11 protein-coding genes and 1 riboswitch are annotated in these 12,543 nt (G+C 32.1%); of the genes, 6 read left to right on the top strand and 5 right to left on the bottom strand.

Annotated elements, in window-relative coordinates; all coding sequences use genetic code 11:
- The first annotated feature begins 30 nt into the window (after nucleotides 1-30).
- Nucleotides 31-888, top strand: a complete 858-nt coding sequence (locus tag N4T77_RS12275) for a YitT family protein (RefSeq protein ID WP_261672093.1) — start codon at nucleotides 31-33, stop codon at nucleotides 886-888.
- A 148-nt stretch (nucleotides 889-1,036) separates the two neighbouring features.
- On the opposite strand, the gene crcB (N4T77_RS12280) is transcribed toward N4T77_RS12275, so the two are convergent.
- The gene (gene crcB, locus N4T77_RS12280) at nucleotides 1,037-1,414 is read right to left on the bottom strand and encodes a fluoride efflux transporter CrcB (RefSeq protein WP_261672094.1); all 378 of its coding nucleotides are present in this window, start codon (nucleotides 1,412-1,414) and stop codon (nucleotides 1,037-1,039) included.
- Nucleotides 1,415-1,473: 59 nt separating this feature from the next.
- On the bottom strand, nucleotides 1,474-1,896 hold the full coding sequence (crcB, locus tag N4T77_RS12285; RefSeq protein ID WP_261672095.1) for a fluoride efflux transporter CrcB: 423 nt from the start codon (nucleotides 1,894-1,896) through the stop codon (nucleotides 1,474-1,476).
- 61 nt (nucleotides 1,897-1,957) lie between these two features.
- A riboswitch (Fluoride riboswitch) is annotated at nucleotides 1,958-2,017 on the bottom strand.
- Nucleotides 2,018-2,625: 608 nt separating this feature from the next.
- Here crcB (N4T77_RS12285) and recQ point away from each other — a divergent pair.
- Nucleotides 2,626-4,794 (top strand): DNA helicase RecQ, encoded by a 2,169-nt coding sequence (gene recQ / locus N4T77_RS12290; RefSeq protein ID WP_261672096.1) that lies wholly within the window; start codon nucleotides 2,626-2,628, stop codon nucleotides 4,792-4,794.
- 102 nt (nucleotides 4,795-4,896) lie between these two features.
- On the opposite strand, the gene N4T77_RS12295 is transcribed toward recQ, so the two are convergent.
- On the bottom strand, nucleotides 4,897-6,993 hold the full coding sequence (locus N4T77_RS12295) for a methyl-accepting chemotaxis protein (protein ID WP_261672097.1): 2,097 nt from the start codon (nucleotides 6,991-6,993) through the stop codon (nucleotides 4,897-4,899).
- 224 nt (nucleotides 6,994-7,217) lie between these two features.
- On the opposite strand from N4T77_RS12295, the gene N4T77_RS12300 reads away from it, so the two are divergent.
- Nucleotides 7,218-8,552, top strand: coding sequence for an MATE family efflux transporter (locus N4T77_RS12300; protein WP_261672098.1), 1,335 nt, complete (start codon nucleotides 7,218-7,220; stop codon nucleotides 8,550-8,552).
- Between the two features lie 320 nt (nucleotides 8,553-8,872).
- Nucleotides 8,873-9,682: a DUF166 domain-containing protein gene (locus N4T77_RS12305; RefSeq protein ID WP_261672099.1), complete on the top strand. Its 810-nt coding sequence runs from the start codon at nucleotides 8,873-8,875 to the stop codon at nucleotides 9,680-9,682.
- 61 nt (nucleotides 9,683-9,743) lie between these two features.
- Here the strand turns inward: N4T77_RS12305 and N4T77_RS12310 are convergent, their stop codons facing one another.
- Entirely contained in the window at nucleotides 9,744-10,013 is a 270-nt protein-coding gene (locus N4T77_RS12310; RefSeq protein ID WP_261672100.1) for a hypothetical protein, read from the bottom strand.
- A 107-nt stretch (nucleotides 10,014-10,120) separates the two neighbouring features.
- Between N4T77_RS12310 and N4T77_RS12315 the strand changes: the two genes are divergently transcribed.
- Together N4T77_RS12315 and N4T77_RS12320 are read left to right on the top strand one after the other, a co-directional pair.
- Nucleotides 10,121-10,810: a DUF3786 domain-containing protein gene (locus tag N4T77_RS12315; protein WP_261672101.1), complete on the top strand. Its 690-nt coding sequence runs from the start codon at nucleotides 10,121-10,123 to the stop codon at nucleotides 10,808-10,810.
- 283 nt (nucleotides 10,811-11,093) lie between these two features.
- The gene (locus N4T77_RS12320) at nucleotides 11,094-11,954 is read left to right on the top strand and encodes an STAS domain-containing protein (RefSeq protein ID WP_261672102.1); all 861 of its coding nucleotides are present in this window, start codon (nucleotides 11,094-11,096) and stop codon (nucleotides 11,952-11,954) included.
- An 89-nt stretch (nucleotides 11,955-12,043) separates the two neighbouring features.
- Here N4T77_RS12320 and N4T77_RS12325 read toward each other — a convergent pair whose 3' ends face one another.
- Entirely contained in the window at nucleotides 12,044-12,511 is a 468-nt protein-coding gene (locus N4T77_RS12325; protein WP_261672103.1) for a DUF4829 domain-containing protein, read from the bottom strand.
- Nucleotides 12,512-12,543 lie beyond the last annotated feature (32 nt).

Below are 12,543 nucleotides of genomic sequence, written 5' to 3' on the forward strand. Positions count from 1 at the left end.
TATTCATGAGATTAAAAAAGGGGGAATTTGATGAGAAAAAAGTATCATAAGTTTTTTAACATAGCAAACAGAGTATTTTTCATGATATTAGGGTCAATTCTAGTATCAATTGGACTTGAAGTCTTCTTAATACCCAACAACGTTATAGACGGTGGAGTGGTGGGTATTTCAATTATGGCAAGTCATTTAACTAAAATTCCTTTAGGTGTATTTACCTTTATATTAAATATTCCATTCTTTATTATAGGATATAAACACATAGGAAAAACTTTTACTTTATCAACATTATTTTCTGTTGTATGCCTATCTATTGGCGTATCTTTCTTTCATCCCATTCCGGGGATAACACATGACGTCTTCTTAGCATCAATTTTTGGTGGAATTATATTAGGAGTTGGTGTTGGACTAATAATCCGAAATGGTGGTTCTTTAGACGGCACGGAGATTGTGGCTATAATATTAGATAAAAGATCAAGCTTTTCTATTGGCGAGATTGTAATGTTTTTTAACATATTCATTTTAGGTTCCTCAGGGCTGATTTTTGGTTGGGACAGGGCTATGTATTCACTCATCGCTTACTTTATAGCCTTTAAAGTCATTGATATTACTGTAGAGGGATTAGACGAATCAAAGGCAGTAATTATTATATCAGATCAACATGAAAAAATAGCAGAGGCGATAGTAGCAAGGTTAGGTAGAGGAGTAACATTACTTAATGGAAAAGGTGCCTATAAGGGTCTTCGCACAAATGTAATATATGCTGTTGTATCTAGACTTGAAATTTCTAAGTTGAAGTCTATTATTAATGGCTTTGATGACAATGCTCTAATTACTGTGTCCAGTGTTGAAGCATCAGGAAAGAGATATAAAAAGAAAGCAATACATTAAAAGTATATAGTATGATAGAAAGTAATTGTATGTCCAGTAGAGGTAAAGTGGTTAAAAGTCACCCTTATGGGAAGAAAGTCCTCTTCTGGACAATTGCTTTCTATAACATTATCAGTAATAATGAATAATTGTGGATCAATGAATATGGTCATAAGATAAGATTATACAACTTTAGAAACAATCCTAACTTTTCACCTATAGCATATCCAATTATACCCAACACCACTGAGCATAATATATAAGCAAAGGCATTTAGTTTAGACTTTCCTTGAAAAAGATTAAAACCTTCATACATAAAAGTAGAAAAGGTGGTGTATGCTCCTAGAAATCCATCACCTAAAGTTATATATAGATTTTTACTAGAGCCTATACTGGTTACTATACCAAGCAAAATAGCTCCGGTAATGTTTATGATAAAAGTTCCAAAGGGGAAAGAGGAGTTCAACTTCTTGGAAATAAACTTTCCTAAGGAAAACCTAGTTATGCTGCCGAAGATACCTCCAATACCTACTAACAAAAATTCCATTATCTCTACCTCATCTCTTAAAGATATATAATAAAAATTTACATTTCTATAAGTGCCTATTACAGGTTACTTAAGTCATTTCTACCATGGCTTGGAAACAGTTTAGGAATAAGCTCTCTAGCAACGGCAGCCCCAAGGTACGCTGATGCAAGGCCTAATACAACAGAGTTTGTAATGTATGACAAAGAAGAAAAATAGTAACCTTTGCTTAAAAGCTCCACAGCCTCTTTACACATAGTAGAAAAGGTGGTATAAGCACCTAGTAATCCTGTACATATGCCTAGTCTTAGTGACTCATCTATTTTTATAATTTCTAAAGCAGTTACAGTTATTAAAGCTAGAAGAAAACTACCTGTTATATTGATGAATAGTGTATTAATTGGAATGAATTCTTTATAACTATTAATTGGAGTGGTTTTAATCCAAAACCTTATAATGGCGCCTAGAAAGCCTCCTGCACCTATAAAAATATATTTCTTCATATTAGAAGTCTCCTTTTGATTACAAGTTAGTCAACAAAAAAAGCCCTACTCTAATGAAAACATTAAAGTAGGAGCCATTAGCTTTTCGCAGTTAAAGGTGAGCTCCATCACCTAGATTAATTATACTATGTTTTCTAGGAATTTCAAGGAAATTTCATAAGACCTTCTTATATTAGGGCACTGAAAAAGGTGTCTCTTTAATTTGTAAATTTATTATATTGAGTAAATGAAGAATAGTTATGTCACATAAGTGTTTATTAGTATATAAAATCTTAGAAAAATTAGAAAATATAGATTTCATTGTACTTTTACTCTAGTTAGTGGCAAAGTTAATGGAGCAAAAAATTATGTAAGTTTAGTGAATAATAGAAAGATATTAGCTTTAAGAGTTTGGTTAACCCAAGCTCTTTTTATTTTGCAAGAACAGATAAGGGAATGCTGTAAGTGATACTTTCTAAAGATTTATTTATAGTTTATACTTGTATTTGACGCCAAAAGTTCGTCAAAAAACAAATATAAATATTCAAGTATATAAACATAAAAGAAATGAATTAGTCTATATTTTTGTTATTTACAACAGTTTTTGAGATGTATAAATGATAAATTTGTTTTATACTAGAACTATTGTATTTTAACTAAAAAATTTTAGTTAGCAATAATACTTATGATTAATTAACAGAATAATTGTTTAGAATGAATATAGAAATGGATTTGGGAGGTAAAGCTTCAATGCTTGAAAATGCAAAAGGTCTGTTAAAACGATACTATGGATATGACAGCTTTAGAAAAGGGCAGGAGAAAGTTATAGAAAGTATATTATCAGGTAAGGATACCTTTGGAATAATGCCAACGGGGGCTGGTAAATCTATATGTTATCAGATACCAGCACTATTATTAAGCGGCATAACTATTGTAGTTTCTCCTTTAATTTCTTTGATGAAGGATCAAGTAGATTCTTTGAATAGTATAGGAATAAAGGCGGCTTTCATAAATAGTACTTTAGATCAAAATGAGGTGCAAGAAAGAATACTTATGGCAGTAAGCGGGTATACAAAATTATTGTACGTAGCACCGGAAAGATTGGAGTCAGATAGCTTCTGCCAATTATTAAGAACTATGCCTGTTTCTATGGTGGCAGTGGACGAGTCTCACTGTGTATCCCAGTGGGGACATGATTTTAGGACTAGTTACAGAGCCATTGCACCTTTAATTAGATCACTTTCCCCAAGACCTATTGTAGCAGCTTTTACAGCTACAGCTACAGAAGAGGTAAAAGGAGATGTAATAAGACTTTTAGAGTTAAAAAGTCCTAATATATTTGCTACTGGCTTTGACAGGCAAAATCTATTTTTTTCTGTTATTAGAGGAGAAAATAAAAAAGACTATCTGCTTAAGTATATTGAGGATAATAAAAAAGATGTAGGAATAGTATATGCAGCAACAAGAAAAGAAGTGGACAGCATTCATGAACTTTTAAGTAATAAAGGATATGCTGTATCTAAATATCATGCCGGCTTAAGTGATGCTGTAAGAACAAAGGCACAGGAAGATTTTTTATATGATAATGTAAATATAATTGTAGCTACCAATGCCTTTGGTATGGGGATAGATAAGTCAAATGTAAGGTATGTAATACACTATAATATTACTAAAAATATGGAGGCATACTACCAAGAAGCTGGCCGTGCTGGTAGAGATGGAGAGCCCAGTGAGTGTGTGCTTTTATTTGGACCACAAGATACAATACTTCAAAAATTTTTAATTGAGCAAAGTATATTTTCTGAAGAAAGAAGAATTAATGAATATAGAAGACTTCAGGATATGGTTGATTATTGCCATACTACAAAATGTTTAAGAAAGTATATCCTAGACTACTTTGGAGATGAGTATACTGAGGAAGGCTGTGATAACTGTAGTAATTGCAAAGATGAGACGGAACTTACGGATATAACCATAGAAGCTCAGAAAATTTTCTCCTGTATAGCTAGAATGCAGCAAAGATTTGGTACAGTAATGGTTGCTCAAGTACTTAAAGCATCTAAGGATAAAAAAGTTTTAGAGTTAGGATTTGACAAGCTTTCAACCTATGGGATTATGAAAGAATATACCTTAAAGGAAGTTAAGGACTTAATAAATGTGCTCATTGCAGATAACTATTTATTCTTAACAGAAAGCCAATTTCCGGTAGTTAGATTAAAGGAAAAAGCTGTAGAAGTACTTAAAGGCAGAGAAAAGGTATTTCAAAGAATACAAAAGAGAAAAGTTAAGGCAGAGAAAGATAACTCTCTATTTATTCTATTAAAAGAAGTAAGAAAGAGTATTTCTGAGAGAGAAATGATTCCTCCTTACATAATTTTTGCAGATAGTACTCTTCGTGAAATGAGTGAATACTATCCAATAGATGAAGAAGCTATGCTGACCATAAAAGGGGTAGGAGAAGCTAAGCTTAAAAAGTATGGAGAGGACTTTTTAAAGACTATTGTAGAATATACTGCAGACCACGGAATAAAAGGTATGAGTGGAAAAATACACATAGACAACTTAGAAAATAAATCAAAAAATGAAATAGACATTAGTAAAAATTCACTAAAGAAGAGTGATGTACCAAGTCATATTATAACCTTAAACATGTATAAGGAGGGTAAGAGTCTAAAAGAAATATCAGAGGAAAGAGATATGAAATTTACTACAGTGGAAGACCACATAATGAGATGTGCCTTAGAAGGATTGGAAGTAGATTTAAACTCATTGATACCTGAAGGACATGAAAAACTTATAGTAGAGGCAATTGAGAAGGTAGGGGCAAAAAGGTTAAAAATAATAAAAGAAGCTCTTCCAGAAGAAGTTAGCTATACTTCTATAAAGGCGGTTATTTGTAAAGTTAAAGGTAATAATTAGTAGTATCCTTACGCTTTAGATATAAATATATTACTTCAAGGGTTGTTCTAATAGTGAACTTTAGAACAACCCTTGAGTTTTTTGTCTTATAGACTTTTCTAATTATACAATAAACTTACTAACTAGATTTTTTAGTTCAATTGAGATATCTTTAAGTTTTGCTGAAGCATTAGATATTTGAGACATATTTGCTGATTGTTCTTGAACTGATGATGATATTTCTTCCGTGGTAGCTGCTGATTGTTCAGAAATAGAAGAGATCTCTTCTGTAGCTTTTATAACTTCAGCTTTTTTCTTATTCATATTACTAATTTCATTAGTTAGGGCATCTATAGAGCTGCTTATAATATCCACTGATTTTTTTATTTCATTAAAGGCCGATAAGCTTTCGTCGGAAATGGAATTTGTGTTACAAGCAAAGGTTTTTGTATTAAGGATTAAAGTTTTGGTGCCTTCTATCTCATGTCTAACTTCATCAATTATATTTTCAATTTCTCTGGTAGAGTTTGATGTCTCACTTGCTAGTTTTCTTATCTCTTCTGCTACAACAGCAAATCCAGAGCCTGCTTTACCTGCTCTTGCTGCCTCTATGGCTGCATTTAAAGATAACAAATTCACTTGTTCAGCAATTGATTTGATAGTGTCAATTATCTTTCTTATTCCTTCTGATTTGCTGTCCAGTGAGACTATTTTATTAGATACCATTTCAGATGCACTAGTGGTTTGGTTTATAGCTTCCTTTAGTCTATTCATTGCACTTAATCCATTTTCTGTAGTTGTTTCGGTATTTTTAGCATATTCCTTAACGTTATTTGAGCTAGTAACAACGGCATTTATACTTTCGGATAAATCATTAAGATTATCTGCACTTTCGCTTATATTTTTTGCAAGACTTGAAATTCCCTCTGCTAGGTCATTAGTACCTTTGGCAACACCTTCGATTGATTTAGTAGTCTCAGCAATAGTATTTGAAAGTTCATTGGAATTAGAATAGGCATTGTCCGACACTACTTTAATATTTGATATTAATTTGCTAAGAATATAATTAGTGTCAATAGTTGCCTTTGCCATGATTCCAGTTTCATCTCTAAGCTTCAGTAATGAATTATACTCTCCACTATTAGTTAAATTTAACTGGGATGTTTTTTCAATTAGTTTTGTTAGCTTATTTATAGGTTTTGTAATCATAGCACTAATAAATAATGCTATGAAAATACTTAGTACTACCATTACAGCAGATAACAATATTACATTCCTAGTGGAACTACTAATACTTGAAAAACACTCGGACTTAGTAACTGGCATATAAAGTCTAAAACCATTACTTAGTTTTGCGTAGATTATATATTTACTTACTCCATCAAAGGTTGATTGTGCAATTCCTATATTGTTTTTCTCCATATCATCAATGATAAATTTATGACTACCGTTATCCAAAGTTTTAAGGTTATCCTTTTCGGTTAACTTGGGATCAATTAAAAAATTATAATTTGAATCAAGTAAAGAGATATAGCCAGAATTATATATTTTTGTTTCTTTAATGCTGCCGAATAAGTCATCAAAAAGAATATCCATACCTAGTACTCCTATGGTTTTATCATCTTTATATATAGGTGATACATAGGAAATCATATATTTGTTGATGTTTTTATTAAGATAGGGATGTAGCCACACACCTTTACCAGCGTTTATAGGTTCATAATACCAACCTACATGCTCTCTATCAGACTTATCATATTGGGATATATCCGTTAGCTGCTGTTTACTAAGAGTACCTTTACCATCAGTATCTGCATACCATATACCCTTTTGATTCCCGAAGATATCAGGATTTAGAAAAAGATAGGTTCCCATGCTGCCCTTAGTATTTTTGGTAGCCTCTTTTATAATGTTTTCATTAAGATTAGTATAGTTCTCCAGATAAAGAGTATCAGAGATCATTTTGTTAACATCCATAGTGGAGACTAGAGTGTTAGTAAGAAAGTTAACGGAGTTTTCCACATCTGAGAGAGTTTTATCATACTTATTTTTATTATTTTCCCCCATTAATATAAGCTTTTGTTTAATTTCTTCTCGTAGGGAGTTTGTGTTTTTGGTTTGTAGATAGCCACTAATTATAGTACATACTATAATAGATGTAATTGCAATGGCTAAAATTATTTTTGACTTTATTGAATGTATAAATGTAAGCTTATCCAATTTTATCCTCCCCTGATATATACCAAAAAGTATTCTTCTTTCATTTCGATACTATAATATTCAGTACTATGATTTTGGTGTAAATTAAATTTTACTGAAAGAGTTAAAAGTACTTAAGAAAATTTACTGTATAAAAATATATTAAAATCACTACTGAATTAATATATTTAAACAAGGACGTATTTTAACGGTTAGAATTCTAAAGTATAGAAGGCGGAGTAAGTATGATTAGTAAAAAAGCAATAAAAGAAGTTTTAGATATTTCTCTTCCAGCAGTAGGTGAAGCAACAGTATATACCTTAATGTCCATTTTCGATACCATGATGATTGGAAATTATGGTGGAAATAAAGCTTTAAGCGTAGTAGGCTTAAGTATGGAAATATTATATGCCTGTGTGAATATCTTCATAGGGGTAGGGCTTTGTATTGGCATAGCCTCTTATGTGTCAAGGAGTGTAGGAGCAAAGGATACAAAAGCTGCTGAGGAATATGCTTCTATAGGATTTTTGTCAGGAATTTGCCTAGCCATCACTATTTGTTATGTGCTATTTACATTTAGTGAGCAGATATTGTTTTTAGGTGGAGCTAGAGGAGGGATACTTGTCTTAAGCGATATTTTTATGAGAATTACTGTAATAGCAATATTTTTTAGCATGATGATAAATGTGATTAGTTCTATATTAAGAAGTTACGGAAATACATATACACCTTTTAAGATATCTGTATTAGTGACTTTAATCAAGTTAAGTTTAGATTATATTCTAATTTTTGGAGTTATAACACCAGAATTAGGTATATTAGGTTCAGCTATAGCTTCTGTAATTTCACAATTTATTGGCTTTATTTTCATATTCTTATACTTAATCTTTAAGTCAAAAATTAAGGTTAGATTAAAGTATATACTATCAATGAAGATGGACAAGGTTAGGAAGTTATTTGGACTTTCTATACCTTCAATTATGGAAGATGGGGCCTTTAGCGTCAGCAGATTATTATGTACCTTTATTATAATGAGAGCAGGTACCGTAGCCTTTGCTGCTAATCAAATTGCCAATACTGTAGAGTCTATTTCTTTCATGCCTGGTATGGGATTTGGAGTTGCTGCGACAACCTTAGTAGGAATTAAAATTGGAGAAAAAAATTATAAGGAGGCAAAGGAATATACTTATGCCTGTGCCCTAGGGGCAGTGGCAATGATGTCTGTTTTTGCAGTTATATTTCTTCTAATGCCTAGCTTTTTGGTCAATTTATTTGTTGGAGAGGAAGAGATAAAACTAATATATATAGCATCCCTATGCTTATTTATTGGTGCTTTTGAACAACCAACTATAGCCCTTTCATCAGTATTTGCAGGAGCATTAAAGGGCTCAGGAGATACTAAAAATCCATTTTTTATATCCTTAGCTACCAGCTGGCTAATAAGACTGCCTCTAATATTTTATTTTATCTATATTTTAAAGCTTTCAATTATATATGTATGGTGGGTTACAGTAATTCAGTGGGGAATTGATGCTATACTTATGTTTATCTGTTTTGAAAGAAGAATAGAGAAAAAGTAACATGGTTTCCTAAATAGGTAGTTAAGATTGCTACCTATTTTATTTTTATTCAATAAATATCCCTTCTAACAACTCGCTTTGGCTAAAGATTATATTTTATTATATAAAAGCTTATTTAAAGTATAGAATCTTTTCTGCTCTGGTAATTATAGTAATGACTGGTAACAAGTGTTACGGAGTTTTTGAAATAGTTTTAGTATAATAGTTTTATAGGATTAAAGTGAAATAAGTATATATACTTGCTTCTTGTTTGTACGACAATTGATTAATAAATAACTAGATAATAAATAGGAATTATATTAATTTATGGGGGCGAAAAAATGAAACTATTGATAATTTGTTCTGAAAAAAGTGATAGGTTACCAGAAAATGAGTTTTATATGAAGACTGATACTAGATTTGCAAATACAAAATTTGTACCACATTTAAAAAATGTTAAAGAAGTCTGTACTTTATGTGGTAAGGAATGTGTTTGGTGCAGAGGAAAGTATAATTTGAATTTTAAGGACAGCATTTCTCAAGTGGTGTATCTTCCGGATTTTTATCAACTTTTTGAAGATGATCCTTTAAAATACCTACCTGAAAAATTTGAGGAGCATGATTTAGCAGTAATTATTGGGGTTCATCAAGATGTATTAGTAGAAATTCCCAGACTTGTAAAAGAGAGCGGTGGAAAAGCTATAATGGTTCCTTCTGAAAGTGGAGATTGGGTGTCAAAATGGACTAGAGAGTTAGTTATAGAAGAATGTAATAAATATGGACTAGAATATGCTTTTCCAAAACCCTTCTGTACTTTGAATTATGGTAAATTCCCTATAATTAATGAATTTATTGATGAGTTTAAACTAGGTAAACCCAAATTCAAACTTTTTGTAGATAAAGAAGACATAATTGTTGATGCAAAGGTTATAATTTCTGCACCCTGTGGTAATGGTTATAATATAGCAAAACACCTTATAGGAACTAGACTAGGGGAAGAAGCAAAGAAATCTGTAGCTAAGTTCTGGCACAGTTATCCCTGCCTTGGAGGTATGAAGGTAGACCCTGAGCTTGGAGATACTCCTCTGCATATAGGTGGGTACACACATTACAGTGCTTTAGAGAATGCGGAGATTATCAGAGTGGAATAAAGATTATGATGCAGCACAAAAACTTGAAGCACTGAACACCGGTGTGTTAAGTAGAGGTGTACTACTTGAAAGCCCTCACTTTTGGAAGAAGGTCTAATGCTCGCTCAACTTCGAAAATGAACTCAAACTCAATGCTTTCTGAGAAAGCTGAGTTTAAGTTAATATTTTCGAAATCGCCAGCATAAGACCTTCTAACCCTTATTCGAAGCTTTCTACGCAGTATATCTCTACCTACGCATCTGTTTTTAGTGCAGCTAAAAGTTTTATTATACCCGTCATCACACATAAAATCTATGCGACAGCATAACTGCCCGTATACACAGGCCGCCAAGTCTAATTTCTAAGCCCCTCTTTGTGTCGCATAAATTTGCTTTTATGTTTCATAAATTTGTAATAAAATAGTATTACAGGGAAAATGTAATCTAAGGGGGAAGTTATATGAGTAATGAGGGAATAAAGGATGATAGACAGGGGAGAGTTCCTTTCGAGTACATTCAGAACATATTCGCAGAAACCGATCCAATAGACATATCTAATCAATCTACTATACCTTATGATAAAGAAAAAGGCTCTTTTGTAATTAAAATGATGGGAAGAGAATATAGTGTTAAGCATCCATCAGGACAACTATATGATTTAGAAACATCAGAGGAAATAAAAGCATATACTATAAGAACCTTAGTTTTAAGGTATCTCGTGAACTCTAAGGCAGTGCCGCCTTTTAATAAGGATATTACTTATAAGGAAATCCCAGGAGGATTAGTTTATTATAGAAACTTTTATAACAGAACTATTCTAAAGCTTGCTCGCAGATTTGGAAATGATATAAAAAGAATGGAAGAAGGGGCGAAAGCAGTAGGTGGGCAGTTACTTAAGATGGGAGACGGAGCCTGTAAGTTTGAATTTATTGACAACGTCTACATTACCTTTGTAGTTTGGCAAGGCGATGATGAGATGGAGGCTGCAGCTAACATACTTTTTGATAGAAATATAGAATACTATTTTAATGCTGAAGACCTTGCAGTAGTTGGAGATGTGGCAATTGAAATATTAAAAAGCAAAGGAAACATACCAGATTGGATAGGGTTATATCAGAAAAAAACTGAAGATGGCTATGAAATAAATTAGGGTAAGCATAGAAAACGTACAAGCACCTTCTATTGTAGCTCTAGGGCAAAAAAACGAAAAATCATATCAGTACTTGGTAGTAAAATAGTAAATAATTTGTTGTGAATTATATCTAAAAATGTAAAAGTGATATATGGTAGGAATTATAAGGAAATGGAAGTTAATGGTGCAAAATGTAGTAGGATGTGGTAAAATACTATCTGAATAATAAGATGCAGTAATTTTACTGCTATAATAAGATCTTAATTATTTTTATGAAAAGCTTTTTAGGAGGGCTGCAGATATGAATACAGATAAGAAGGAAGTAGTCGACATACTTCTAGGGGAAAAAGAACCTATTTATGAACAGTGGATACTAGCACAGATGTCAAGTGACAGCTTAAGAGAAGACCTTTTTAGTATAGAGGAGTTAAAGTCTCAATCAAAGACATTTTTAGATGAACTTATCAAAGCAGTAAGACATGGAAACGTAAATGATATAGATTCTGAGGAATATTCAACTTTGAAAGAAATATTAAGAGAGATAAGTGATGCCCGTGCTCAGCAAGGTTTTGCTCCTTCTGAGACCGCTACCTATGTATTTAGCCTTAAGGATGTGTTGTTAAGCTTTCTTCAAGAGCAGTTCAGGGATAAACCAGATGTTCTAACTATTGAACTTATTAAAATTAATAAGTTATTGGACCAGCTAGGGTTATATACTTTTGAAAATTATACAAAAAAACGGGAAGGTATAATTTTACGACAACAGCAGGAAATATTAGAACTGTCAACCCCTGTTATTCAAGTATGGGATGGAATACTGGCAGTTCCACTTATAGGAACACTAGATAGCATTCGTTCTCAAATCGTAATGGAAAATCTTCTTAAGGAGATAACAGTGAAGGGAGCTGAAATAACTATACTTGATATTTCAGGGGTTCCTGCTATGGATACACTTGTTGTCCAGCATTTAATAAGAACTGTAAAGGCTGTAAGACTAATGGGAGCAGAATGTATTATAAGCGGCATTCGCCCTGCTATAGCACAGACTATAGTTCACCTAGGGGTCGATTTATCTGATGTTAAAACTAAGGCTACTCTTGCTTCTGCTCTAAAAATGGCATTTGATACTTTAAAATTAGGCTCTGTTTTAAACCAATGTTGATAAATTAACAAAATTAAAGTGGACACTTAATTTGTCCACTTTTAGTTCGTCTAAAAAGAAGATTATGAATTAAATATTATAACAAATAGCTAACCTTCTCCTATCTCATCAATTAACCAAGGTGAGTTTTCATCTTTTCTAATAAGAGTACACCACTTAATATATTTTCCACTGTCTTGTGGACCAACTCTATCTTTTTTATATTTGACCGTAAATTCAATCTTATAAATTGTTATATTCTCTTCTTTTGCACCAGTTATTAGTCCATTTCCGTATTTTATATATCCTTCCTTCATAGTGGGGGGAACATCTTCTGATATACTGTTTAGCTTAATATATTTCAAGTTTTCGTCTAATCCAGTTGTTATTTGACTCCATTGAGTTCGTGTTGAATTTACCCCTTCTAAATTTTTTTCGTTATAGTATTTAAAATAATTTTCTACTACTTGTTTTGGCTCTAATGGTTGCTTTTGTGAATTAATCTCTTGTGTTTTTACTGTAGAACATCCTGTGAATACAAACATTAAAAACAAAGTTATTAATATTATTTTTTTCATCTTTCACCTCCACAAAACTTATCTATTAACAG

The sequence above is a fragment of the Clostridium sp. CX1 genome, assembly GCF_025398335.1.
GTDB lineage: Bacteria > Bacillota > Clostridia > Clostridiales > Clostridiaceae > Clostridium_AM > Clostridium_AM tanneri.

Coding starts and splice junctions, on each gene's coding strand:
- N4T77_RS12275 (WP_261672093.1), top strand. CDS start 31: ATGAGAAAAAAGTATCATAAGTTTTTTAACATAGCAAACAGAGTATTT.
- crcB (WP_261672094.1), bottom strand. CDS start 1,414: ATGGAATTTTTGTTAGTAGGTATTGGAGGTATCTTCGGCAGCATAACT.
- N4T77_RS12320 (WP_261672102.1), top strand. CDS start 11,094: ATGAATACAGATAAGAAGGAAGTAGTCGACATACTTCTAGGGGAAAAA.
- recQ (WP_261672096.1), top strand. CDS start 2,626: ATGCTTGAAAATGCAAAAGGTCTGTTAAAACGATACTATGGATATGAC.
- N4T77_RS12315 (WP_261672101.1), top strand. CDS start 10,121: ATGAGTAATGAGGGAATAAAGGATGATAGACAGGGGAGAGTTCCTTTC.
- crcB (WP_261672095.1), bottom strand. CDS start 1,896: ATGAAGAAATATATTTTTATAGGTGCAGGAGGCTTTCTAGGCGCCATT.
- N4T77_RS12305 (WP_261672099.1), top strand. CDS start 8,873: ATGAAACTATTGATAATTTGTTCTGAAAAAAGTGATAGGTTACCAGAA.
- N4T77_RS12325 (WP_261672103.1), bottom strand. CDS start 12,511: ATGAAAAAAATAATATTAATAACTTTGTTTTTAATGTTTGTATTCACA.
- N4T77_RS12300 (WP_261672098.1), top strand. CDS start 7,218: ATGATTAGTAAAAAAGCAATAAAAGAAGTTTTAGATATTTCTCTTCCA.